Annotated in this window: 21 protein-coding genes; 15 read left to right on the forward strand and 6 right to left on the reverse strand. The window is 73.5% G+C overall.

All coding sequences use genetic code 11. The annotated features are described in order from the left end of the window. The first annotated feature begins 58 nt into the window (after positions 1-58). Complete coding sequence (locus tag HT134_RS47705; RefSeq protein WP_175602421.1) at positions 59-1273, forward strand: PucR family transcriptional regulator; 1215 nt, start codon at positions 59-61, stop codon at positions 1271-1273. On the opposite strand, the gene HT134_RS22525 is transcribed toward HT134_RS47705, so the two are convergent. Next, positions 1233-1652, reverse strand: a complete 420-nt coding sequence (locus tag HT134_RS22525; protein ID WP_175602422.1) for a MarR family winged helix-turn-helix transcriptional regulator — start codon at positions 1650-1652, stop codon at positions 1233-1235. The two genes, HT134_RS47705 and HT134_RS22525, sit on opposite strands and share 41 nt — an antisense overlap. A gap of 70 nt (positions 1653-1722) precedes the next feature. Here HT134_RS22525 and HT134_RS22530 point away from each other — a divergent pair, with 70 nt between their 5' ends. The 4 genes from HT134_RS22530 (at position 1723) to HT134_RS22545 (ending at position 6209) form a co-directional block, all read left to right on the forward strand. Beyond that, positions 1723-3456, forward strand: coding sequence for an ABC transporter ATP-binding protein (locus tag HT134_RS22530; RefSeq protein ID WP_246364972.1), 1734 nt, complete (start codon positions 1723-1725; stop codon positions 3454-3456). A 117-nt stretch (positions 3457-3573) separates the two neighbouring features. Next, positions 3574-5139 (forward strand): gamma-glutamyltransferase family protein, encoded by a 1566-nt coding sequence (locus HT134_RS22535; protein WP_175602424.1) that lies wholly within the window; start codon positions 3574-3576, stop codon positions 5137-5139. Between the two features lie 64 nt (positions 5140-5203). After that, positions 5204-5764 (forward strand): hemerythrin domain-containing protein, encoded by a 561-nt coding sequence (locus HT134_RS22540; protein ID WP_175602425.1) that lies wholly within the window; start codon positions 5204-5206, stop codon positions 5762-5764. 34 nt (positions 5765-5798) lie between these two features. Then, positions 5799-6209, forward strand: coding sequence for a DUF5709 domain-containing protein (locus HT134_RS22545; RefSeq protein WP_175602426.1), 411 nt, complete (start codon positions 5799-5801; stop codon positions 6207-6209). 530 nt (positions 6210-6739) lie between these two features. Here HT134_RS22545 and HT134_RS22550 read toward each other — a convergent pair. Beyond that, a complete protein-coding gene (locus tag HT134_RS22550; protein WP_175602427.1) occupies positions 6740-7393 on the reverse strand; it encodes an HAD family hydrolase in 654 nt (217 codons plus the stop codon). A 110-nt stretch (positions 7394-7503) separates the two neighbouring features. Between HT134_RS22550 and HT134_RS22555 the strand changes: the two genes are divergently transcribed. Further along, positions 7504-8118 carry a Uma2 family endonuclease gene (locus tag HT134_RS22555; RefSeq protein WP_175602428.1) on the forward strand — a complete coding sequence of 205 codons (615 nt, stop codon included), beginning with the start codon at positions 7504-7506 and terminating at the stop codon, positions 8116-8118. On the opposite strand, the gene hrpA is transcribed toward HT134_RS22555, so the two are convergent. Together hrpA and ppgK are read right to left on the reverse strand one after the other, a co-directional pair. Then, positions 8108-11980 (reverse strand): ATP-dependent RNA helicase HrpA, encoded by a 3873-nt coding sequence (hrpA, locus tag HT134_RS22560; RefSeq protein ID WP_175602429.1) that lies wholly within the window; start codon positions 11978-11980, stop codon positions 8108-8110. The genes HT134_RS22555 and hrpA overlap by 11 nt on opposite strands. A gap of 231 nt (positions 11981-12211) precedes the next feature. Further along, positions 12212-12937, reverse strand: coding sequence for a polyphosphate--glucose phosphotransferase (gene ppgK / locus HT134_RS22565; protein WP_175602430.1), 726 nt, complete (start codon positions 12935-12937; stop codon positions 12212-12214). A gap of 120 nt (positions 12938-13057) precedes the next feature. Between ppgK and HT134_RS22570 the strand changes: the two genes are divergently transcribed. Together HT134_RS22570 and HT134_RS22575 are read left to right on the forward strand one after the other, a co-directional pair. Further along, on the forward strand, positions 13058-14182 hold the full coding sequence (locus tag HT134_RS22570) for a TIGR03118 family protein (RefSeq protein WP_175602431.1): 1125 nt from the start codon (positions 13058-13060) through the stop codon (positions 14180-14182). Positions 14183-14363: 181 nt separating this feature from the next. Next, positions 14364-15182 (forward strand): DUF4253 domain-containing protein, encoded by an 819-nt coding sequence (locus HT134_RS22575; RefSeq protein WP_175602432.1) that lies wholly within the window; start codon positions 14364-14366, stop codon positions 15180-15182. A 25-nt stretch (positions 15183-15207) separates the two neighbouring features. Here HT134_RS22575 and HT134_RS22580 read toward each other — a convergent pair whose 3' ends face one another. Then, positions 15208-16038: an SAM-dependent methyltransferase gene (locus HT134_RS22580; RefSeq protein WP_175602433.1), complete on the reverse strand. Its 831-nt coding sequence runs from the start codon at positions 16036-16038 to the stop codon at positions 15208-15210. A 158-nt stretch (positions 16039-16196) separates the two neighbouring features. Beyond that, positions 16197-17468 carry a helix-turn-helix domain-containing protein gene (locus tag HT134_RS22585; protein WP_175602434.1) on the reverse strand — a complete coding sequence of 424 codons (1272 nt, stop codon included), beginning with the start codon at positions 17466-17468 and terminating at the stop codon, positions 16197-16199. 220 nt (positions 17469-17688) lie between these two features. Between HT134_RS22585 and HT134_RS22590 the strand changes: the two genes are divergently transcribed. The 7 genes from HT134_RS22590 to HT134_RS22620 are packed head-to-tail and all read left to right on the forward strand — an operon-like array spanning position 17689 to position 22986. Then, entirely contained in the window at positions 17689-18456 is a 768-nt protein-coding gene (locus HT134_RS22590; protein ID WP_175602435.1) for a hypothetical protein, read from the forward strand. Continuing rightward, positions 18453-20045: an MFS transporter gene (locus tag HT134_RS22595; protein ID WP_175602436.1), complete on the forward strand. Its 1593-nt coding sequence runs from the start codon at positions 18453-18455 to the stop codon at positions 20043-20045. The genes HT134_RS22590 and HT134_RS22595 overlap by 4 nt, the downstream gene beginning before the upstream one ends. 54 nt (positions 20046-20099) lie before the next feature. Next, on the forward strand, positions 20100-20312 hold the full coding sequence (locus tag HT134_RS22600) for a hypothetical protein (RefSeq protein WP_175602437.1): 213 nt from the start codon (positions 20100-20102) through the stop codon (positions 20310-20312). A gap of 25 nt (positions 20313-20337) precedes the next feature. After that, complete coding sequence (locus HT134_RS22605) at positions 20338-20562, forward strand: hypothetical protein (protein ID WP_175602438.1); 225 nt, start codon at positions 20338-20340, stop codon at positions 20560-20562. Beyond that, entirely contained in the window at positions 20562-21002 is a 441-nt protein-coding gene (locus HT134_RS22610) for a glutamyl-tRNA reductase (protein ID WP_175602439.1), read from the forward strand. The genes HT134_RS22605 and HT134_RS22610 overlap by 1 nt, the downstream gene beginning before the upstream one ends. Next, on the forward strand, positions 20999-21727 hold the full coding sequence (locus HT134_RS22615; RefSeq protein WP_175602440.1) for a maleate cis-trans isomerase family protein: 729 nt from the start codon (positions 20999-21001) through the stop codon (positions 21725-21727). The genes HT134_RS22610 and HT134_RS22615 overlap by 4 nt, the downstream gene beginning before the upstream one ends. After that, positions 21724-22986, forward strand: coding sequence for an FAD-dependent oxidoreductase (locus tag HT134_RS22620; protein WP_175602441.1), 1263 nt, complete (start codon positions 21724-21726; stop codon positions 22984-22986). Before HT134_RS22615 ends, HT134_RS22620 begins: the two co-directional genes overlap by 4 nt. Position 22987 lies beyond the last annotated feature (1 nt).

Genomic DNA, 22987 nt, shown 5'->3' on the forward strand with positions numbered 1-22987 from the left:
GTTGTAGGGAAGAGCCGTAGGCACCTTTCCGACATTTGTTGAAATGCCCAGGTGAGCCGTGGCGACCCTCCAGCAGAGCGTGGACGACCTCGCCGCGCGTCTCGGCCGTCCCCTGCTGGTGGAGGACCGGCTGCACCGGGTCGTCGCGCACAGCGAACAGAACGGCGCCATGGACGACGTCCGCCGCGACTCGATCCTGCGCCGCCGCGCCGCGCCGGAGGCCCGGCGGCGGCTGGCCGCCGCCGGGATCCACGACGCGGCCGGTCCCGTGCGGATCCCGGGCGCGCCGGAGACGGGGCTGCTGCCGCGGGTGTGCGTCCCGTTACGGCACGACGGGGGGCTGCTCGGCTTCCTGTGGTTCATCGACGCCGACCCGCCCATGACCCAGGCGCAGGTGGCCGAGGCCGCGGCGGCGGCTCCCGGCCTGGGGCTGACGCTGCTGCACGAGAGCCTGGCCGCAGGGCTGCCCGCGCGCCGGGAGCTGGAGGCGGTGGCGGGGCTGATGCTGGGGGAGCACGACGCCGCCCGCCGCCTGGTGGAGGCGGGCGCCTTCCCGCGCGCCCAGCCGGTGACGGCCCTGGTGGCCCGCCCCCGCGGTCCCGTCGGCACGCCCCCTGGCGAGGAGGCCAGGGCGGCGCTGGAGCAGGGGGCGCTGACGCTGCGGCGGCGGTTGACCGGCCACCATCCCCTGCACCTGGTCCGCCACGACCACGTCGTCCTGCTGATCGCCGCCGGCGCCCTGGAGTCGGGCCCGCCGGTGGCGCTCGCGATCGCCGAGGAGCTGCACGCCGCCATGCCCCTCCCGGTCACGGTCGGGGTGGGGCGGCCCCGGCCGGAGCTCGACGGGGCCGCCGCCTCGTACGCCGAGGCCCGGCACGCCGCCGAGGTGGCCGCCCGGGTGACCGGCGCCGGCCGTACGGCGGAGTGGACCCGGCTCGGGGTCTACCGGATGCTCACCCACCTGCCCGGCCACGAGCTGCACCCCGGCCTCGAAGCCCTCCTCGGCGACGACCAGCACCTCCCCCTGCTGGAGACGCTGGAGGCGTACCTCGACCTGGCGGGCAGCGCGGTGGCCACCTCGCGCGCCCTGCGCCTGCACCGCACCTCCCTGTACTACCGGCTGCAGCGCGTGGAGGAGCTGGCCGGCACCGACCTCAAGGACGGCGGCGAGCGGCTGGCCCTGCACCTGAGCCTCAAGCTGGCCCGCCTGTCGGGCCGCTACCGCCCGAGGATCACCCGAACTGGGCCTCCACCGCCCCCAGCAGCTCCCTGAGCTGGTCGCGCTGCTCGTCCGTGAGCACCGCGAAGAGGTCGTGACCGGCCTCGCGCCGCGCCTCGCGGGCACGTTCGTACACCTCGCGCCCGGCGTCCGTGATGACCACCAGCGTGGAGCGGCGGTTGGCCGGATCGACCTCCCTGCGCACCAGGCCCCTCTCCTCCAGGGTGTCGATGACGGGCGTCACGGAGCGCGGCACGATCCTGAGCTGGTCGGCGAGCTGCACCATCCGCAGGGGGCGGCCCGCGTCGACCAGCGCGCGCAGCGCCCGCGCCTGGCCCGGGTTCAGCCCGAGCGGCTCCAGCCGGTTCTTCCAGCCGTGCCGCAACCTGCGGCTGACCAGGTGCACGAGCTCAGACAGCTCCATGTCGTCCATGACCCAAGCTTAGAGGCGGGAACAAATATGAGTTAACCTCTGTTTGAGCGAACATCCGAAAGGGGTCTTCTTGGCAGACGAACCTCGCGCGCCCCTGCGGCGCGTCGTCACGCTCTTCCGCGCCTACCGCGGCCGGCTGGCCCTGGTGGGCGCCCTCATCCTGCTGTCGTCGCTCGTGTCGCTGGCCTCGCCGTTCCTGCTGCGCGAGGTGCTGGACGTGGCCATCCCCCGCCGCGACCCGGGCCTGCTCGCGCTGCTCGCCCTCGGCATGATCGTCGTCGCCGTGACCACGAGCGTCTTCGACGTCGTGCAGACGCTGGTGTCCACGACGGTCGGCCAGCGCGTCATGCACGACCTGCGCACCTCCGTGTACGCCCACCTCCAGCGCATGTCGCTGGCCTTCTTCACCAGGACCCGCACCGGCGAGGTGCAGTCGCGCATCGCCAACGACATCGGCGGCATGCAGTCCGTGGTCACCAACACGGCCACCTCGATCGTCTCCAACCTCACCACCGTGATCGCCACGGTCGTGGCCATGGTCGCGCTCGACTGGCGGCTGACCGCGATCTCGCTCGTGCTGCTGCCGGTGTTCGTGTGGATCAGCCGGCACGTCGGCGCCGAGCGCCGGCGCATCACCTCCGAGCGCCAGCGCAAGCTGGCGGTCATCTCCTCCATGGTCCAGGAGTCGCTGTCGATCAGCGGCATCCTGCTGGGCCGCACCATGGGCCGCTCGGCCGAGCTCACCCGCCGCTTCTCCGACGCCTCGGACGAGTTGGCCGACCTCGGCGTGCGCTCCAGCATGACCGGGCGGTGGCGGCAGGCGTCGATCCAGATCGTCATGGCGGCGATGCCCGCCGTCATCTACTGGGCGGTCGGCTACACCGGGGCGATCTCCGTGGGCACGCTGGTGGCGTTCACGACGCTCCAGGTGAGCCTGTTCCGGCCGGCGGTGTCGCTGCTGCGGCTCGGCGTGGAGGTGCAGAGCTCCCTCGCGCTGTTCGGCCGCATCTTCGAGTACCTCGACCTGCCCGTGGACATCCACCCGGGCCGCCGCGCGCTCACCTCCGTGCGGGGCGAGGTGCGCTACGAGGAGGTGTCCTTCTCGTACGGCGAGGCCCCGGCGCTGGAGGGCGTGGACGTCACCGTGCCGGCCGGCACCAGCCTGGCGATCGTCGGCGAGACCGGCTCGGGCAAGACCACGCTCGGCTACCTGCTGCCGCGGCTGTACGACGTCGGCGCCGGCCGGGTCACCATCGACGGCGTGGACGTGCGCGAGCTCACCTTCGAGACGCTGGCCGACACGGTCGGCGTGGTCTCGCAGGAGACGTACCTCTTCCACGCCTCCATCGCCGACAACCTGCGCTTCGCCAAGCCCGACGCGAGCGACGACGAGCTGCGGGAGGCGGCGCGGGCGGCCCGCATCCACGACCACATCGCCGCGCTGCCCGACGGCTACGACACGCTGGTCGGCGAGCGCGGCTACCGCTTCTCCGGCGGCGAGAAGCAGCGTCTCGCGATCGCCCGCACGCTGCTGCGCAACCCTCCGGTGCTGGTGCTGGACGAGGCGACGAGCGCCCTGGACACGCAGACCGAGCGGGCCGTCCAGGAGGCGCTGGACACGCTGGCCGAGGGCCGTACCACGATCACCATCGCGCACCGGCTGTCCACCGTGCGCGACGCCGACCAGATCGTGGTGCTGGACGGCGGCCGGGTCGTCGAGCGCGGCACGCACGAGGACCTGCTGGCCCTCGACGGCCACTACGCGGCCCTGGTGAGCCGCGACCGCCCCCTCGAACCCGTCTGACGCCGCCTCCCCACCCCGGCCGGAACAGCCCCGTCCCGGTCACGGGCGGCTGCGAACTCCCTTCGAATCCCCCGCGCCGGCCTCGTGCGCTGCGCGCCCGGCCGTAAGGTCGAATGCGTGCATGACACCCGATACGCGACATCCGGCATGGTGTGCAGCGTCGACCACCTCGCCTCCGCGGCGGGGATGGCGGCGCTCGACCGCGGCGGCTCGGCCGCCGACGCCGCCATCGCCACGAACGCCGTCCTCACCGTCACCGCCCCCCACATGTGCGGGCTCGGCGGCGACCTGTTCGCCCTGGTCCACGACGGCTCTTCCGGCGACGGCTCTTCCGGCGGGGTGACCGCGCTCAACGCCTCCGGACGCGCCGGGTCGGGCGCCGACCCCGACCGGCTGCGCGCCGAGGGTCACGAGCGCATGCCGCACCTGCACGACATCCGCTCGGTCCCCGTGCCCGGCTGCGTGGACGGGTGGCTCGCGCTGCACGAGCGCCATGGCCGGCTCCCCCTGGCCTCCCTGCTCGAACCCGCGATCAGGCTGGCGAGCGCGGGCTTCCCCGCGTCCCCGCTGCTCCTGGCGGGCGCCCGGATCGCGGCCGAGCGGCCCGGCGGCGGCGACTTCGCCGTCGTCCACGAGGCCGGCGACCGGGTACGGCGGCCGGGCGTGGCCCGGGCGCTGAGCGCCGTCGCCGCGGACGGGCGCGACGGCTTCTATCTCGGCGAGTTCGGCGAGGGACTGCTGGAGCTCGGCGCCGGCGAGTACGACCGCTCCGACCTCGCCCGGCCGAACGCCGACTGGGTGACCCCGCTCCGGATCCGGGCGTTCGGCCACGACGTCTGGTCGATGCCGCCCAACTCCCAGGGATACCTGCTGCTCATGGCGCTCGGCATCGCCGACGGGCTCGACCTGCCCGCCTCGCCGGACGACCCGCTGTGGGCGCACCTGCTGGCCGAGGCCGCCCGGGTGAGCGGCCACGACCGCCTGGCCCTGCTGCACGAGGACGCCAAGGACCTGCTGTCCGCGGAGGAGATCGAGCGGCGCCGGGCCCTGGTGGACCCGGCCCGCAGGCTCCGCCTCGGCGCCCCGGCCGCGCCCGGCGACACCACGTACCTGTGCGCCGTGGACGGCGACGGCATGGGCGTCTCCCTCATCCAGTCGAACGCCGCCGGGTTCGGCAGCATGGTGTTCGAGCCCCGTACCGGCATCAACCTCCACAACCGCGGCATCGGCTTCTCGCTGACGCCCGGCCACCCCGCGGAGTACGGCCCCGGCCGCCGGCCGCCGCACACGCTCGCGCCGGCGCTGGTCACCCGCCCCGACGGGGCGCTGCGCTCCGTGGTGGGCACCATGGGCGGCGACGCGCAGCCGCAGGTCCTCCTCCAGGTCATCACCCGCCTGCTGCGCCACGGCGAGCTCCCAGGTCCGGCGATCTCCGCGCCGCGCTGGCGGATCGGCTCGGGCGGCACGGGCTTCGACACCTGGTACGCGCCCGACGACACGGTCCTGGACCTGGAGGAGGGCACGCCGTGGTCGGACGGCCTGGCCGCGCTCGGCCACCCGGTGACCCCGCGGCCGTACGGAGGGATGTTCGGCCACGCGCACCTCATCGACGTACGGCCGGACGGGACCCTCGCTGGGGCGGCCGACCCGCGCGCGCTCATCGGCGCCGCGATCGGCCGCTGACCCCGTCCGTCGCGTGCCCGTCCGGGGCGATTGGAGCGGCGCCGGGCGGGTAGCACGTCGCCTCATGGCGACCGATGTCATCACACTCATCACCCGTGACCACCGCAAGGTCGAGACGCTCTTCGAGCGGCTCAAGAAGAAGGAGGGCGACCCGCGGGCCACCGTCGCGGAGCTGCACGCCCTGCTCACCGCGCACGCCCGCGCCGAGGAGGACCGCGTCTACCCCGGCATCGACGCGCACCACGAGGTGGAGGAGCACAAGGAGGCGGAGGTGCTGCTCGACGCGCTCGTGCGGGCCGAGCCGGGCACAGCCGAGTTCGAGGAGGCCCTCGGCAAGCTGGTGGAGGCGGTGAACCACCACGTCGAGGAGGAGGAGGGCGAGCTGCTGCCGAAGCTGGCGAGCCAGACCGACGCCAAGGAGCTGGAGCGGCTCGGCGCGGCCTTCCAGAAGCGGCGCGACGAGGAGCTGACCGCGCTGACGGGCGGCGCGGGCCCCCGCTCCTCGGCCGACGGCGAGGCCACGAAGGCCGAGCTGTACAAGCAGGCGCAGCAGGCCGACATCCCCGGCCGCTCCCAGATGGACAAAGAGGAGCTGGAGGAGGCGCTGCGGAAGGCCGGATCCTAGGGTTCCGGCCGTGCGTGGGGGTAGGGGTGCCGCTATGAGCGAACTACCTCCGGACAGGTTCGGCTTCGCCGACGAGCAGGAGATCGAGGTCGAGGAGTGGACCGACGACCTCGGCCTCGACCACCGCATCGACGAGGACGACCCCCAGCACCAGGACTCCCTCGACGAGCGGCTGTGGCGGGAGAAGCCCGACCGGGAGAAGGCGCCCCGGGAGGAGCACCGCCTGACGCAGCCCGACGAGGGACTGGCACCCGACGAGGAGAAGGACGAGATCGGCGAGGACTGGGGGGAGGACTCCGGCGACCTGTCGGCCGAGGAACGCGCGGTCCACGTCGCCCCGGACGACCTGGCCCCCGGCTCCGGTTCCGGTTCCGGCTTCGGCTTCGGCGGCGAGGACGAGGGTGAGGGCGACGTGGGCCGCACCGCCGGCCCCTCCTCCCGCTGACCCGGCCGGCGGCGTTCCGGCACGCCGCCGGACCCGCCGGCCCTCACCCCGCCTCTCGCGGCGATCCGCCCGGCGGCGGCCCACCAGGAGGACGTCCTGATGGGCCGCCCAGCCACGCCCAGGCGAGGCGCGTCCGGGCGGCGCGCGTCCAGGCCGTAGCGCGTCCAGGCCGAGCGCGTCACGGGGCGCGTCGTCCGGGCCGAGCGCGTCACGGGGCGCGTCGTCCGGGCGGAGCGCGTCCGGGAGGAGCGCGTCCGGGAGGGCCGTCGGCGCGGGTCCCAGGCGACGCGAGCGTCAAGCGACGTGAGGATCACGCGGCGCGGAAGCCACGCCGCGCGGAGAAGGCGGCGCGGGAAGGCGGCGCCGAGGTCACACGACGCGGAAGTCACACAACGCAGGGGTCACACGACGCCGAAGTCACACGACGCAGGAGTCACAGGACGCGAGAGTCACAGGACTCGGGGGTCACACGCCACCGACGTCACACGACGCGGGGATCACACGGCACCGGCGTCACACGACTCGGGGGGTCATGCGATGCGGGAGAGCGCGGGCAGCAGGGCGTGCAGGTCGTCGACGACCACGTCGGCCTCGCGCGCCCGCGCCCGCTCGGCGTGCAGGTACCCCCACGGCCCGCGCCGCAGCAGCGCCGTGCGCATGCCCGCTCGCCCGGCCGGCAGCACGTCGTTGTCCAGCCGGTCGCCCACGTAAAGGATCTCGCCGGGCTCGCGCCCCGCGACCGCGGCGACCTTGGCGAAGAACCCGGGGTCGGGCTTGGACACGCCCCACCCCTCCGAGGTGTGGACGGAGTCGGCCGGCAGCTCCATGGCGACCAGCGCGTCGTAGGCCCGGGCCGGCTGGTTGCCCGCGATGATCACCTGAAGGCCGGCGGCGCGCAGCGCCGCGAGGGCATCGCGCACGTCCGGGTAGAGGTCGTCGGCGTCGAAGTGGTTGCGCAGACTGTCCGGCTCGTCCCGTTCCCAGGCCGCCAGCTCGGCGTCGATGTCGATACCGGGCCGGACGAGCTCGAACGCCTCGCGGTGCGAGCGGTCCAGCGCCGCCATGCCGCCCAGCGCGCCCATCATCACGAACCTGCTGACGCCCAGCCGGTCGGCCCACCGCGACCAGATGCGGGTCTCGTCGACGAGCGTCTCGCCGACGTCGAACACCACTGCCTTGATCATCCCTGTCCCTTCTCGTCGGGCCCCACTGTACGGGCGGGGGGAAGGCGCTTCAGCGGAGGGGCAGGACATGCAATACTTAGCGTGCCCGTTCGACTACGGAGGGACGGCCGATGAGCGCGGTGCTGCCGAAGAGAGACCGTAAGCGCCCGAAGATGTGGCTCGCTGAAGACAGCGGCGTGCCGGAGACGGGGCGCGAGTTGTTCGAAGCACTCCCAGAGTTGCCGGGCTTCCGCGCTGAAGTCATCGAAGGAAGCGTGATCTTGACCCCCGTCGGCACTCCCGAGCACGCCAACCACGCCATGCTGCTCTACCGCGCGCTTATCCCGGTCATGGATGAGCATGGCTGGTGGGGCTACACCGGCAACGTCGATGTGTGTCTCGACGGCTCGCGGGATCCGGTGGAGCCCGATTTCGTGCTGGCGCCCTCCGACTGCCCTCGCTGGGGAGAGCGTGAGCTGCGCTCCTCCGGCTTGATCATGGTCGCCGAGGTGGTCTCCAAGGGGAGTATCGTTCGCGATCGCACAGAGAAGCCGCGCCTCTATGCGGCAGCCGGAGTGCCGATCTATCTCCTGATCGACATCGTCGCCACCCCTCAGACGGTCACTGTCCACAGCACCATCGACAACGGCGCCTACATCGCGCTCGCCACTGTGCCGATCGGCTCGACAGTCCGGCTGCCCGACCCCGTCAACCTCGAGCTCGACACCTCCATCTTCAAGGGCTGAGCCGCTCCATCGCCTTCGCGATGCGCTTCTCCGACACCGGGGTGGGGGTCCCGAGCGTCTGGGCGAAGAAGCTGACCCGCAGTTCCTCGATCATCCACCTGATCTCCACCACGTCCGGGTCCGAACGCCGGGCCGGGTGGAGCTTGTCCAGCAGGTCGTGGTAGTCGTCCTCGACCTTGTGCACCCGCGCCATCCACTCCTCGTCGCGCCAGGGCTCCTCCGGCAGCTTGGTCAGCCGCCGTTCGACGGCCCGCAGGTAGCGCAGCACGTCGGACAGCCGACGCCGGCCGGTCGCGGTGACGAAACCCGCGTACACGAGCCCGCGGAGCTGCTCGCGCACGTCCTCCGTCGAGGCGCTCGACCGCAGCGAGTCCAGTCGCGTGCCGACCGCGTGCCACACGCTCAGGATCTGCTCCACCTTGGCCAGCACGTCGGCCGCGGTGTCGTGCAGCTCGGCGCGTACGTGCTGGTAGAGGCGGTCGAAGGCGACCGCGTCCCAGGGGGCGCCGCCCATGTCGAGCATGAGCTGGTCGGCCGCCGCGTTGACCACGTCGTCGAACAGCGCCACGGCGCCGCCGTGCGGGCTGCGCGACAGGGCCAGCTTGGCCTGGTTGGACAGCCCGGCGAGCAGGGACTTGGCCGGGTTGGTGACGTTGAGCAGCAGCAGGCGGCGCGTGCCGGGCCAGTGGGAGCGGCGCTGCTCCGCCTCCGTCTCGAAGATCTTGATGGAGACCGAGTCGCCGTCGTCCACGAGGGCCGGGAAGCCCTTCATGCGGCCCTGCTCGAACACCTTGGGCAGCGTGCCGAAGCTCCACGTGCGCAGGCCGGTGCGCTCGAGGTCGTCGGCCGCCGCCGACAGCGTGCGGCGCAGGCGCGGGGCGAGGCGCCGCTTGAGCGCGTCGAGGTCCTTGTCCTCGGCGATCGTCCGTTTGCGCTCGTCGATCACCCGGTACGTGATGCGCAGGTGGTCGGGGACCTGGTCGAGCTGCCACGCCTCGCGCGGCACGCGTACGCCGGTGAGCCGCAGCAGCTCGCGCTCCACGGCCTCCAGCAGCGGCTCGCCGCCCGGCTTCACCCCCGCCAGCACCTGCTTGGCGTAGTTGGGGGCGGGCACGAAGTTGCGGCGCAGCGGCTTGGGCAGCGACCTGATCAGCTCGGTGACCAGCTCCTCGCGCAGACCGGGGATCTGCCAGTCGAAGCCGTCGGCGCCGATCTGGTTGAGCACCTGGAGCGGCACGTGGACGGTCACGCCATCGGCGTCGGCGCCCGGCTCGAACTGGTAGGTCAGCTTCATCCGCTGGCCGAGCTGGCGCCAGGTGTCGGGGTAGTCCTGGGTGCTGACGTCGGCGCCCTCGTTGACCAGCATCTCCGGGGAGAAGGTCAGCAGGCCGGGGTCGGTGGCGCGGGCCTTCTTCCACCAGGCGTCGAAGTGGCGGGCCGACACCACGTCGGCGGGCACCCGCCGGTCGTAGAAGTCGAACAGCGCCTCGTCGTCGACCATGATGTCGCGGCGGCGGGCACGGTTCTCCAGCTCCTCGACCTCCTGGAGCAGCCGCCGGTTGGCGCGCAGGAAATCGTGGTGGGCGTCCCACTCGCCCTGGACGAGCGCGTGCCGGATGAACAGCTCGCGGGACAGCTCGGGGTCGATGCGCCCGTAGTTGACCTTGCGGCCGGTCACCAGCGGCACGCCGTACAGGGTGACCTTCTCCAGCGCGATGACCGCGCCCTGGTCCTTCTCCCAGTGCGGCTCGGAGTAGGAGCGCTTGACGAGGTGCTGGGCGAGCGGCTCGACCCAGCCCGGCTCGATCTTCGCGTTGACCCGGGCCCACAGCCGCGAGGTCTCGACGAGCTCGGCCGACATGACCCACTGCGGCTGCTTCCTGGCCAGGGCCGAGCCGGGGAAGATGGCGAAGCGGGCGTTGCGGGCGCCGATGTACTCCTGGAGGGGGCGGCGGCCGTCGGAGGGGCGCTGCTTGTCCATGACGTCCTTGACGCCGATGTGGGACAGCAGTCCTGCCAGCAGCGACACGTGGACGCTGTGCGGGTCGCCGGGGTGGCTGTTGGGCTGGGCGCCGAGCGCCTGGCGGAGCTGGCTGTAGATGTCCTGCCACTCGCGCACGCGCAGGTAGTTGAGGTACTCGGCCCTGCACAGGCGGCGGAAGGCGCTGGAGGACAGCTCCTGCTGCTTGTCCTGGAGGTAGTGCCAGAGGTTGAGGTAGGTGAGGAAGTCGGACTCGGGGTCGGCGAAGCGGCGGTGCTTCTCGTCGGCCTGCTGCTGCTTGTCGGCGGGGCGCTCGCGCGGGTCCTGGATGGACAGGGCGGCGGCGATCACCATGACCTCGCGCAGGCAGCCGTGCTTCTCGGCCTCCAGCACCATGCGGCCGAGCCGCGGGTCGACCGGCAGCGTCGCGAGCTTGCGGCCGATCGGGGTGAGCCGGCCCTCCGCGTCGAACGCGCCCAGCTCGTGCAGCAGGTTGACGCCGTCCTTGACCTGGCGGCGGTCCGGCGGCTCCACGAACGGGAACGCCTCGATGTCGCCCAGCCCGATGGAGGTCATCTGCAGGATGACCGATGCCAGGTTGGTGCGCAGGATCTCCGGGTCGGTGAACTCCGGCCGGCCGAGGAAGTCCTCCTCCTCGTACAGCCGGACGCAGATGCCGTCGGAGGTACGGCCGGAGCGGCCCTTGCGCTGGTTGGCGCTGGCCTGGGAGATCGCCTCGATGGGCAGGCGCTGCACCTTGGTGCGGTGGCTGTAGCGGGAGATGCGGGCGTAGCCGGGGTCGACGACGTACTTGATGCCGGGGACCGTGAGCGACGTCTCGGCCACGTTCGTGGCCAGCACGATGCGCCGGCCGGTGTGGCGCTGGAAGACGCGGTGCTGCTCGGCGGCGCTTAGCCGCGCGTACAGCGGCAGGATCTCGGTGTTGCGGAACTCGGCCTTGCCGAGCGCGTCGGCGGCGTCGCGGATCTCCCGCTCGCCGCTGAGGAAGACCAGGATGTCGCCCGGGCCCTCGGTGACCAGCTCGCGGCAGGCGTCGACGATGCCCTGCGTCTGGTCGTCGTCCTCGCCGAGCGGCCGGTAGCGGACCTCGACGGGGTAGGTGCGGCCGGAGACCTCGATGATCGGGGCGTCGCCGAAGTGGCGGGAGAAGCGCTCGGGGTCGATGGTGGCGCTGGTGATGATGACCTTGAGGTCGGGGCGCCGGGGCAGGAGCTGCTTGACGTAGCCGAGGATGAAGTCGATGTTGAGGCTGCGTTCGTGGGCCTCGTCGATGATGAGCGTGTCGTACTGCTCCAGCAGCCGGTCGTGCTGGAGCTCGGCCAGCAGGATGCCGTCGGTCATGAGCTTGACCAGGGTGCGGTCGCTGCCCTGGTCGGTGAAGCGCACCTTGTAGCCGACGACCTGGCCCAGCTCGGTGCCGAGCTCCTCGGCGACGCGCTCGGCGACGGTGCGGGCGGCGATGCGGCGGGGCTGGGTGTGGCCGATCAGGCCGCGCACGCCGCGGCCGAGTTCGAGGCAGATCTTGGGGATCTGGGTGGTCTTGCCGGACCCGGTCTCACCGGCGATGATCACGACCTGGTGGTCGCGGATGGCGGCGAGGATGTCGTCCTTGCGCTGGGAGACGGGCAGCGCCTCGGGGTAGCTGACCGCGGGCACGGCCTCGCGGCGGCGGGCCAGCCGCTGCTCGGCGCGCTCGACGTCGGCGAGGATCTCCGCGGCGATCTTGTCGCGGGCCTCGCGGGAGCGCACCCGGCGCGCGCCGTCGAGCCTGCGCCGCAGCCGCCGCTGATCACGCGGCATGAGCTCGGGCAGGCGGGACTGGATGTCGGAGAGCGGAGAGGACAACGCGGAGGTTCCCATACTGCTTTCAGGATATTTGAGCCCCGTGCGCCGGGAGCCAACGGTCCATGCTGCCGGACCGCGCCGCCGTTCCGCATCCCAATAACGGGTGAGCGTGGCGCGACATGGCCGTGGCCGTCCACGGCGGGCCCACTCTCCCCAGAGTTGCGTCGTGAACGGCCACGCCCATCAATGAGACTCCCGAGACGCCGTTCCGGTTGCCTCCCCGGCCGACTTTCTTGATCAGTAAGATCAGTCGGCCCGGCTGCCCGCCATCTGGGCGGCGCCGATGATGCCCGCCTCGTTCTGCAGCGCGGCCGGCACGATCGGCGTGTCGATGTGGACGTGCGGCAGCCACTTGTGGGCCTTCTTGCTCACGCCGCCGCCCACCACGATGAGCGACGGGGAGAACAGCATCTCCACGTGCCGCAAGTACTCCTCGACCCGGCCGGCCCACTTGTCCCAGCTCAGCTCGTGGTCCTCGCGGGCCTTGTCGGAGGCGCGCAGCTCGGCGTCCTTGCCGTGCAGCTCCAGGTGGCCGAGCTCGGTGTTGGGCACGAGCACCCCGTCGGTGAACAGGGCGCTGCCGATGCCCGTGCCGAACGTCAGCATGAGCACGGTGCCGCGCCGGTCCCGGCCCTCGCCGAAGGTCATCTCGGCGAGGCCGGCCGCGTCGGCGTCGTTGAGCACGCACGCGCCGCCGAACAGGTCGGAGGCGTCCACGCCGATCCACGAGCGGTGGACGTTGGCGGCGGTGTGCACCACCCCGTCGCGCACCACCCCGGGGAACGTCACGCCGACGGGCCCCGACCACGCGAAGTGCTCGACGATCTGCCGCACCACCTCGGCGACGGGCTCCGGCTTGGACGGCTGCGGGGTGGGAATGCGCAGGCGCTCCTGGGCCAGCTTGCCCGCCGTGACGTCGACGGGCGCGCCCTTGATCCCTGAGCCGCCGATATCAATCCCCAGAACTTCCATAACCATCCATCTCCCCTACAGACGGCAAGAAACGCCTCGCCGGATATTTCCGGACCATACTGAACCCTGCCCCAGGTGCCCCGCGTATCTCGCGTCACAAGCGCTAACAAGGAGGCACGGATGCGGTCACGCATCATCACACTCTGCGCTGTTGCGGTCGGCCTGGGCAGCACTCTCGCCACCCCCGCACACGCCACCGCCACCCCCCGCGCGCGGTTCGACGTCGTCAACCTCGTCTCGGACGTGAGGGGCAAGGCCGCCACCACCGACCCCAAGCTGGTCAACCCCTGGGGCCTGGCCATGGGCAAGACCCTCTGGGTCTCCGCCACGGGCACCGGCACCGCCACCGTCTACTCCGGCGCCGGCAAGAAGGAGCAGACGGAGGTCGGCATCCCAGGCGGGGCCCCGACGGGCCAGGTGTTCAACCCCACCGACGGGTTCACCGTGAAGGGCAAACCCGCCACGTTCCTCTTCTCCAGCCCCAGCGGCGCGATCAGCGGCTGGAACGCCGAGGCGGACCCGAAGAACGCCGTGATCGCCGCGTTCACCCGCGGGGCCGACTACAAGGGCCTGGCGCTGGCGCGCACCGAGGACGGCGACTTCCTGCTCGCCGCCGACTTCGCCGGCGGCCGTGTCCACGCCTGGAACTCCGACTTCGAGCGGGTCCGGCTCAAGCGCTGGCAGTTCCGCGACCCGAACGTCCCCTCGAACTACTCGCCGTTCAACGTGGCGGTCGCCCAGAACCAGATCTGGGTGGCGTACGCGCTGCGTGACCCGGACACCGGCAAGTCCGTCGCCGGCGCCGGCAAGGGCTTCGTCAGCCGCTTCAACGCCGAGGGCCGCCTGACCGGCCGCATCGCCCGCACCGGGCTGAACGCGCCATGGGCGATCACCGCCGCCCCGCGCGGCGCGTACGCCGGGTCCGTGCTCGTCGGCAACTTCGGCGACGGCACCATCCACGCCTACCGCGGCAACCGCCACCTCGGCGCCCTGCGCACCGCCAACGGCGCCACCATCCAGCTTCCCGGCCTGTGGGACCTGGAGCTCGGCACCGCCGCCAACGGCGGCGAGAACGCGCTGTGGTTCTCCGCCGGCGTCGACGGCGGCCGGCACGGCCTGCTCGGCCTCATCCGGCCCGCGGGCTCCGGCGGCTCCTCCGCCGCCGCTCCCACCGCGACGGCGACCCCGACGCCGACCTCCACGTCCTCGCAGCACTCCAACCACTCGTCGTACGGGGGCTACTGACCGGCCGCTGACGTTTCCGGCACGGTGGCGCGGCCGTGCCGGAAACACCCCTCACCGGCGGCCGGGCGTGCGCTCGCCCGCCGCCCGCGCGAGCGAGGCGAGGAATTCGCGCCGCCCCCGAGGCCATGTCGGTGGGCGGCACTACCATCTCCCCGACGGGTGCGGACGGAGACGGTAGGGCATGACAGATCATCGGCTGCCACGCGAGCTGGGCCGGCTGTTCGCCGACGCAGGCATGGGCCGCGCGCTGCGGGCCGCCCTGCCGCCGGGTGACCTCGTCTGGCCCGACCCCGGCTACACCGGGCAGGGAGAGCCGGCCAGGCCGGCGTTCTGGATGAGCGACGAGCCCGTCTCCGGCCACGACTGGGCCCGCTTACGCGCCGAGCACCCCGCGAGCGGCCTGTGGCCCGTGCTGCTGGACGAGTCGGCCCAGCCCTGGTCGATCGGCCAGGTCGTGCCGGACGAGCCCGCGCAGATCGACCACTTCACGGCCGAGGGGTTCATGCACGAGGTGTGGCAGGAGTGGGTCGCGCAGATGCCGTCCGACGCCCTCGCCGAGCTCGACCCCTACGGCGCGCTCTGCCCCGGCCCGGCCGCCCCCGGCGTGCCGAAGGCCACTCCCGGCGAGGTCGCCGACTGGTACGCCGACCAGCTCGCCGCGCGCGGCATGCCGCTGGGCCTGGTCGCGGCCCGGCGCGGCGCCGACGCGCTGGCCGTGATGGGCTGGCAGGGCGCCCTGCACCACAACGAGTGGATGGTGCCGCTGGCGGCGGTGGTGCGCAGCTGGGAGGACCGCTTCGGGGCGCGGGTGGTGTGCGTGGGGTTCAACACGCTGGAGCTGAGCGTCGCGGCGCCTCCGGTGGACGCCGAGCACGCGCTGCACGTGGCGGCCGAGCACTGGACGTTCTGTCCCGACAACGTGGTGCAGGGCCCGGGCGATCTGCGCGGCTACGCGGAGCAGATCATCGGCCGGCACTTCTGGTCGTTCTGGTGGGACTGAGGACGCCGGATCGGGGCGCCCGTGGTCAGAGGACGCGGGCGACGGCGCCGTAGTTGCCCGAGGCGCTGGGCAGGGCCGCGCACGCCTCGTCGCGCCCGTCGGGCCGCCACTGCGGCACCCACACCAGCCCCGGCTCCACCAGGTCCAGCCCGTCCAGCAGCGCCGCCGTCTCCGCGCGGGTGCGGACGACGTGGCCCGGCAGGGTCATGGCCAGCAGCTCGCCGATCGCCGGCAGCAGCTCGTCGGGGATCGCGTCGAAGGTGGTCTGCAGCAGGGCCAGGTAGCTGCCCCGGGCGGCGGCGTGGCACAGGCACTTGATCGCGTGCCGGGCCTCCTCGTCGCCGAGGCTGGGCACCGAGACCAGCACCAGGCCGACGGGCCGGTCCCAGTCGACGAACGTCCGCACCACCCGGTCGCCGAGCAGGTCCTCGACCTGCCGGATGTCGCCCTCCACCACGCGCACCAGGTCGGTCACCGGCTCGATCGTGGCCTGGGCGTAGGCCAGCACCATCGGGTCGTTCTCCACGTACAGCACCCGGACGTCGGAGCGGCCCGACGCCTCACGGGCCAGGTCGTGCAGCTGACGGCCGGGGGGCAGGCCGCTGGGCACCCCGCTGCCGACGATCACGAACTGGTCGACGCCGCCCGCCGCCAGGTGGCGGATCACGCGGGACAGGAAGGCCAGCACGGCCCGCGCGGCGGCGGTGGTCACGGGAGCGGCCTCGTCATAGCGGCGCACGGCGTCGCGGTCGGCCACGAAATTGTTCTTGCCTCCGGCGGCGGCGTCGAGCATACGGGTGATACGCGCCTGGGACGTGTTGAGCCTGGCCAAATTACGGATGGCACGTTGACGCATTTCCGTATCGCCCCTTTCCCCTCGCCTTGCCGTACGGGAAAGTTCCGCGGCCTCGACCCCACTCGGAGGACCAAGTTGAAAATGCTCCAAATGTCCCAACAATACAACCTATTGGCGCGAAATAATCGGGAAATATACGTTTCCCGGTGAATAAAGGATCATCCTCGCGCTATCCGGTCACGGTGGGTGTTCAGCAGGTCGAGGGTCTCCTCGCGCGTCGTCGTGGTGACCGAGAGCTTGGCGAACGCCTGGTGGTAGGCCTCGACGGCGCCCGGCTCGGTGATCAGCTCGTCGCGTTCGACGGTGTGCGCGCAGGCGACGTCGGGCTCGAACGCCTCGGCGTAGCGCCAGAGCGTGAACGGCTCCGTGCGGGGCAGGTACGCCGGGTCGTCCAGCGGCAGCAGGTGCAGCGAGACGCCGGGGCGCTTGGCCAGGTCGATGAGGGAGTCGAGCTGGGCCAGGTGGACCGCGGGCTCGGCGATGGAGCGCAGCAGCACCCCCTCGTCCATGATCGCCCACACGACGGGGCCGCGCCCGGCGAAGACCATCTCCTGGCGGGCCAGCACCAGCCGCACCGCCGCCTCCACCGAGCCCTGCCCGAGCGTGGCGGGGCCGGCGACGCCGATCGCGGCGCGGGCGTACGCCTCGGTCTGCAGCAGCGCCGGCACCGTCCGCGGGTCGTACACGCGGATCACCGAGGCCCGCTGCTCCAGGGCGAAGGCGGTGGCGAGCCAGACGGGCACCGCCCTGGTGTCCCACCAGGCGGGCTCGCGCTCGCCGCGGGCCAGCGACAGCACGTGCTCGCGGGCGGGCAGCGCGGTCACGCCGTACAGGTCGAGCAGCCGTTCCACCAGGGCCGGGGCGGGGGCGGCGCGGCCGGTCTCGGCCGCCTCGACGCGCACCGTGCCGCGGCCGAGCGCGCTCTCGACCTGCTCGGCCGTCAGGCCGGCCGCCTCGCGCAGGCCGCGCAGCCGCTCGCCGAGCGCCGCGCGGACCGGCGGCGCGAGGGTGGTCCGGGCGGCCGGCACCGCCGGGGCCTCGGGCGCGGGCCGCGGGCCGGCCTCCGGGCTCTCGGCCAGCCCCTCGGCCCGGCGGGCCAGGTCGATGACACCGCGCAGCACGGCCAGCGAGCCGTCGGACAGCCCGGAGGCCGCCGCGCCGACGGCGGCGGCGCGCGCCTGGAGGTCGTCCACCGCGGCGGAGCCGGCCGGCGTCTCCTCGCCCACCAGCCAGCCGACGCTGACCTGGAGGCAGGAGGCGAGGGCGCGCAGCACCTGGAGGGTCGGGTTGGTCTGCTTGCCGGTGCGCAGCTGGCTGACGTAGGCCCGGGTGATGGGGATGCCCGCCTCGGTCAGCTCGGCGGCCACCTGGGCGCCGCTCAGCCCCCGCTCGCGCAGTGCCAGGTCCAGCCTGTCGGCGATGGTCGCCACTCCGCACCTCCTGCCGCCCGGGAGACCCTCAGCGTAGGGGAATCCGGGGATCATGCGCGCCCACGGGCGTCCGTAAACCTCCAGCGGGGCATCCATACCCAACTGGAAAGTGTCAGTTGACACATCTTCCCACAGAACGCCACTATCGGACCGACACGTGGAAAGTGAGACTTGACAGCCGGACGGTTCTGGAGAGTCGCCGGCGAGGAGGTGGCCGGACGTGACCGATCCCCAGACCGGTTCCTGGTTCGCCAGGCGGCCGAGAGCGCCGCAGGCACCGGACCGGGTGATCCTGCGCATCTGCGCCCGGGTGGCGCCCCGCGACAAGCGCGTCCACGTGGCCAACATGCCGCTCGGCGGCGTGGAGGTCTGGGTGGACGGCAACGGCGACCGCTGGGTCCACTACCACCGGATGGCCCGCGAGCTGCGGCTGGCCGGCTGGTTCACCGAGGTCACCGCCGAGCGGCTCATGGTGCTCGGCTGGAGCTCCGAGTGCCTGGTCCACCGGGCCCGGATGCTCGACGCCGCCCTCGCGGGCCGGCTGTCCGACTACTCCCGCACCGCGCGCTCGGCCTTCGCCCTCGGCACCCGCCTGCGCGAGGAGAAGGTGCCCGCGGACGAGATCGCCACCAGGGTCCGCGACCACGTCGGCCGCGAGCTGCGCTGGCCCGACCGGCTCGCCGAGCTGGACGGCCTGGAGCGCACCGCCTCGCTGGAGGCGCTGCGGCTGCGCCTGGCGCAGGTCGCCGGGCTGGAAGCCAAGGTGAGCCGCCGCTGCGCCGAGCACCTGACGCTGGCCTCCCAGGTCGTCATGTCGCTGGTCGGCCCCGACGCCGGCCGTTCGGCCCGCTCCTGGACGCGGGCGCCCGGCCGGCTCATCGGCCTCACCGAGCGGATGGTCGCGGCCAGCGTGCCGAACCGTCCCGAGGTGCCGCGGCCCGAGACCGTCACCGTCGCCCGCAGGGACCTGGCGGAGACGCCGCGATGACCCTGACGCCCGTTCGCGAGCACGTCGCCGGCCCGTTCGTCGGGCCGGTGGCGCGGCCCCGGTCGCAGGTCCGGGGGCGCTTCGCCGTCCTGCGCCTGATCGCCTGCGGAGTCGTCATCGCGATCATGGCCGACAGCACGGCGACGACGCTGGCGATCCCCGTGCTGAGCCGCGACCCGATCGCCGCCTCGCTGCCGATGGCGGAGGTCACCTGGGTCAGCACGATCAACTTCGCCGCGGTGGCCGCGCTGCTGGCCACGGCGGGCCGCTTCGCCGACCTGCTGGGCAGGCGCAGCGTCCTCGCCTTCGGCCTGGCCCTGTACGGGCTGGGCGCCGCGGCGGTCATCGCGACCACGTCCTGGCCGCTGCTCCTCGGCGGGCGGCTGGCGCAGGGCGTCGGCGCCGCGCTGATGTTCCCCGCCTCGCTCGGCCTGCTGCTGGGCGAGCTGCCCGCCAACCGCCGCGCCGGCGCCGTGGCGCTGTGGAGCGCCTCGTCCGGCATCGGCTGCCTCGCGCTCCAGGCCGGAGGCGGCCTGCTCGTGGCTGAGTACGGCTGGCGCGGCCTGTTCCTGCCGAGCGCCGGGCTGGCGGCGGCGCTGCTCATGCTGACCCCCGCGCTCCCCCGCTCCCTCGGCCAGGTGCGCCGCGTGCCCGACGTGTTCGGCACGGTGCTGCTGGTCGGCGCCATCGCGGCGGCCGTGCTGGCCGTCTCGCAGGGCGGCACGTGGGGCTGGACCGACCTGCGCACCATCGGCTGCGCGCTGGCCGCCGCGCTCCTGCTGGCCGGGGCGATCGCCACGTCGTGGCGGCACGCGGCCGGCGCCATCGACATCCGGCTGTGGCGCCGGCCCGGCTTCCTCTGGTCGGGCGGGGCGTCCCTGCTGTACGGCGCGGCCTCGTTCGTGGTGCTCGCGCTCGGCCCCCTCTACCTGAAGAACTCCGGGTTCGACCCCGTCACGATCGGGCTGTGGCTGACGCCCATCTCGCTCGCGATGATCGGCGGGAGCCCGCTGGCCATGCTGGCCGGGCGGCGCATCGGCCTCAACGCGGTCATCTACGCCGGGGCGCTGCTCCTCGGCGGCGGCTGCGCCCTCCTGCTGGCCAACCCCTACCCCACCGTCTGGACGCTGGTGGCCGCGCTCATGCTGGGCTTCGGGTTCGGCGCCCTGTCCACCGGCACCTCCACGGTCGGCACGATGGCGGCCCACCCCACCCAGTACGCCTCCGCGGTCGGCGCCATCAACACGGCCCGCATGCTGGGCGGCGCGATCGGCGTGGCCGGCGCCTCGGCCCTGGTGGACCAGCCGGTGCTGGACGGCCCGATGCCGGGCTTCGCCTCCGCGATGGTCGGCTGCCTGATCGCGGCCGTGGTCGTCGGCACCGTGGCGCTCGCCCGGGTCGCCGGCACGCCGCGCCGCAGGACCCCGCGCCTGTCGCGGCGCGAGGCCGAGGCTGAGCTGATCATGCTGCGCCGGCTGCTCGCCGAGCTGCGCGACAGCTTCGTCCAGGTACGCGACGAGGCGGAGGAGGAGCTGGCCCGCTTCGGCGCCCGCGACCTGTCCGCCCACCGAACCCCTGAACGGCTCTGAACCCCCCTCAGTCCCGTGTATCCGCCCGTGAAGCCGCGCTGACAGGAGTGGACCATGCTCGCCGACGAGATCCGCAGGCCGTACCAGCACCCCTACGGGGCCCCCGCCCGCGGGGAGAGGCCCGCGCCGCCGCCGCCCCGGCCGGTCGAGGACGAGCAGGCCGACGGCGCGACGGCCGAGCGCACCGTGCACCGGCTGCACCACATCCGGCAGGTGTCCGACCTGGCCATCAGCGTCATCGACCAGGCGCTCGCGCACGCGTCCTGAACCCCCCACCCGCATGGAGGAAACCATGGTCACCATCAAGGTCGAATGCCCGGCGGAGGTCGCCGCGGAACGGCAACGGGAATTCGCCGACACCGTGATCGGGGCCGCGGTGCACCTGCTCGGCGCCGAGCGGGCCGGGGTGCGGCTGGACACCGCCGACGAAGCCGCGCGGACCCGGCGCGAGTTGGATGACGAGGCTCGGGAGCGGCGTGAGGCGGCGTTCTGGGCCGCGGCTTGGTCGGGTTGCTGATGACGACGGCCGGACTCGCCCCGTCCCCCGTCCTGCCGGACCGGCGCCCGCGCAGGGGGATCGGCGGCGCCATCCCCGCCCGCCGGGCCGCCGTGCCGCGCAGGCCGTGGATCACCACGGTCCCGGCCCCGTCCTCCGGTGTCCCGTCCTCCGGCGCCCTGCCCGACGCGGCGGAGCCGGCCGCGTGCTCGGTCGCGGCGGCGCTGCGCACGAAGGCGAGCGCCGTCGCGGACGCCGAGCTGGGCCGGCTCGCCTCGCGGGCGCCGGGGCTGGACTCCTCGGCGCGCGAGGAGGTGCGCGACGCCGTCCAGCGGGTGGTGGACGCGTTCCTGGAGGGGCCGCTGACCAGCCTGACCCGCCACTCGGGCTCTCCCCTGGGCGAGCGGTACGCCGACGCGCTGCGCGCGCTGTTCGGCCTGGACGCGGGGAGGACCGCATGAAACGCGGCAGAGTGGGCGTGATCGTGCCACCGGCCAACCCGGCGGCCGAGCCGGAGCTGGCCCGGCTGCTCGGCTCGCGGGCCGACATGCACGTCACCCGCCTCCCGGTACGGCCGGGGCTGACGCTGCCGGAGCGGCTGGAGGCGTACAACGAGGCGCTGCCGGCGATGATCTGTTCGTTCGGCGACCTGCCGCTGGACGCGATCGTCATGCTGTGCAGCGGCTCGCGTTACCTGCTCGGCCCGGACGAGGACCGGTTCCGGTGCGAGGAGCTGAGCGAGCGCTTCGGCGTCCCGTTCGCCTCGGCGACCGTGGCCACCCTGGACGCGCTCGACCACATCGGCGCCGAGGACATCGTGCTCGTCTCGCCGTACGAGCCGTGGCTGACGGAGCTGGCCGAGCGGTTCTGGAAGGCGGCCGGGATGCACGTCACCCGGGTGGTGGACGTGCGGGCGCGCGGCCGGTTCTCGCCCTACGACGTCACCACGGCCGAGCTGGTGGAGCAGGTCGGCGAGGCGTGCCTGCCGGACGACGCCGTGGTGCTGTTCAGCGGCACCGGCATGTCGACGCTGCCCGCGCTGCTGTCGATCGGCGCCGGCAACGACCGGATCCTGCTCACCTCGAACCTGTGCAGCTCCTGGTGGGCGCTGTCCCGGGCGACGGGCATGCCGATCACGCTGGGCCGCGTCCCGCACCGTCCCGCCGCGCAGGGGCAGCGGACATGAGCGGCGTCGCCGTGGTCGGCGCCGGCCCGGTCGGGCTGACGGCCGCGCTCACCCTGGCCAGGGCGGGCGTGCCGGTGACCGTGTTCGAGCGGGAGGCGGGCCTGGCCAGGCAGTCGCGGGCCTCCACCTTCCATCCGGCCACGCTCGACCTGCTGGACGACCTCGGCGTCGCCGAGCCGCTCATCGCCCGCGGCCGTGTGGTGGACCGCGTCCAGTGGCGCGACCGGGCCGGCGTGGTCCTGGCCGAGATGGGGATGGGCAGCCTCGACGGCATGACCCGGCACCCGTACCGGCTGCACGCCGAGCAGTCGTCGCTCACCCCGCTGCTGCTGGCCGCGCTGGAGGCCGAGCCGGACGCGGACGTGCGGTTCGGCACGGCGGTGGACGGGGTGGCCGAGGGCGGCACCGGTGTGCGGCTGCGCATCGGGCAGAGCTGGGCGCGGGCCAAGTACGTGGTGGCCGCCGACGGAGCGCACAGCACCGTGCGCGGCTCGCTCGGCCTGCCGTTCCCCCGCGCCGCCTACCCGACCCAGGCGCTGCGGGTCTTCACCGACTCGCCGCTGGACGAGCTGCTGCCGCGCCTGGCGCCCCTGACGTACGTGCGCGACGTGGGCCAGTCGTGCAGCCTGCTCGCGCTGCCCGACCACTGGCGGATCGTCGTGCGCATCCCGTGCGACGCCCGCAACCCGCTGGCCACCTCCAGCGTCGCCGCGCTCGTGCGGCGGGCGTTGCCGGGGGTCAGCCGGCCGGTACGGGTCATCGGCGCCGACCGGTACGGCCTGTCGCGCGGGGTGCTCGGCTCGTTCCGGTGCGGCCGGGTGCTGTTCGCGGGCGACGCGGCGCACCTGACGTCCACGGCCGGCGGGCTCAACATGAACGCCGGCATCCACGACGCCGTCGAGCTCGGCGCCGTGCTGGCCGAGGTGACGGCCGGGCACGCCGGTCCGGCGGCGCTGGACGCGTGGGCGGCGCGGCGGCGCAACGTCCTGCTCGAACACGTGATCCCGCGCAGCGAGGCGCGCGTGGCCGGCGTGCAGGACCGCGACAGCTCCCGGCTGGCGGCCGCGATGGCGGGACTGCGCGCCATCGCCGGCGACCCGCAGGCCACCCGCCTGTACCTGGCGCAGGCGTCGATGCTCGACACCCTTCCCGGCGGCATGCCCGCGAGCGCCGCCGACACCCTGCCCGGCCGTCCCCCCGGGCGCGGCCCCGACCGCGTGCTGGACCCCGTCCCCCACCACCCCGTGAGGCAGAGCTGAC

The sequence above is a fragment of the Nonomuraea rhodomycinica genome (assembly GCF_013363995.1).
GTDB classification, from domain to species: Bacteria; Actinomycetota; Actinomycetes; order Streptosporangiales; family Streptosporangiaceae; genus Nonomuraea; species Nonomuraea rhodomycinica.

What these genes read in the sequence shown, in the direction of transcription:
- HT134_RS22570 (WP_175602431.1), top strand. Translation starts at nt 13,058, where the DNA reads ATGCGGTCACGCATCATCACACTCTGCGCTGTTGCGGTCGGCCTGGGC.
- HT134_RS22605 (WP_175602438.1), top strand. Translation starts at nt 20,338, where the DNA reads ATGGTCACCATCAAGGTCGAATGCCCGGCGGAGGTCGCCGCGGAACGG.
- HT134_RS22525 (WP_175602422.1), bottom strand. Translation starts at nt 1,652, where the DNA reads ATGGACGACATGGAGCTGTCTGAGCTCGTGCACCTGGTCAGCCGCAGG.
- HT134_RS22550 (WP_175602427.1), bottom strand. Translation starts at nt 7,393, where the DNA reads ATGATCAAGGCAGTGGTGTTCGACGTCGGCGAGACGCTCGTCGACGAG.
- ppgK (WP_175602430.1), bottom strand. Translation starts at nt 12,937, where the DNA reads ATGGAAGTTCTGGGGATTGATATCGGCGGCTCAGGGATCAAGGGCGCG.
- HT134_RS22545 (WP_175602426.1), top strand. Translation starts at nt 5,799, where the DNA reads ATGAGCGAACTACCTCCGGACAGGTTCGGCTTCGCCGACGAGCAGGAG.
- HT134_RS22555 (WP_175602428.1), top strand. Translation starts at nt 7,504, where the DNA reads ATGAGCGCGGTGCTGCCGAAGAGAGACCGTAAGCGCCCGAAGATGTGG.
- HT134_RS22610 (WP_175602439.1), top strand. Translation starts at nt 20,562, where the DNA reads ATGACGACGGCCGGACTCGCCCCGTCCCCCGTCCTGCCGGACCGGCGC.
- HT134_RS22580 (WP_175602433.1), bottom strand. Translation starts at nt 16,038, where the DNA reads ATGCGTCAACGTGCCATCCGTAATTTGGCCAGGCTCAACACGTCCCAG.
- HT134_RS22575 (WP_175602432.1), top strand. Translation starts at nt 14,364, where the DNA reads ATGACAGATCATCGGCTGCCACGCGAGCTGGGCCGGCTGTTCGCCGAC.
- HT134_RS22615 (WP_175602440.1), top strand. Translation starts at nt 20,999, where the DNA reads ATGAAACGCGGCAGAGTGGGCGTGATCGTGCCACCGGCCAACCCGGCG.
- HT134_RS22540 (WP_175602425.1), top strand. Translation starts at nt 5,204, where the DNA reads ATGGCGACCGATGTCATCACACTCATCACCCGTGACCACCGCAAGGTC.
- hrpA (WP_175602429.1), bottom strand. Translation starts at nt 11,980, where the DNA reads ATGGGAACCTCCGCGTTGTCCTCTCCGCTCTCCGACATCCAGTCCCGC.
- HT134_RS22620 (WP_175602441.1), top strand. Translation starts at nt 21,724, where the DNA reads ATGAGCGGCGTCGCCGTGGTCGGCGCCGGCCCGGTCGGGCTGACGGCC.
- HT134_RS22595 (WP_175602436.1), top strand. Translation starts at nt 18,453, where the DNA reads ATGACCCTGACGCCCGTTCGCGAGCACGTCGCCGGCCCGTTCGTCGGG.
- HT134_RS22600 (WP_175602437.1), top strand. Translation starts at nt 20,100, where the DNA reads ATGCTCGCCGACGAGATCCGCAGGCCGTACCAGCACCCCTACGGGGCC.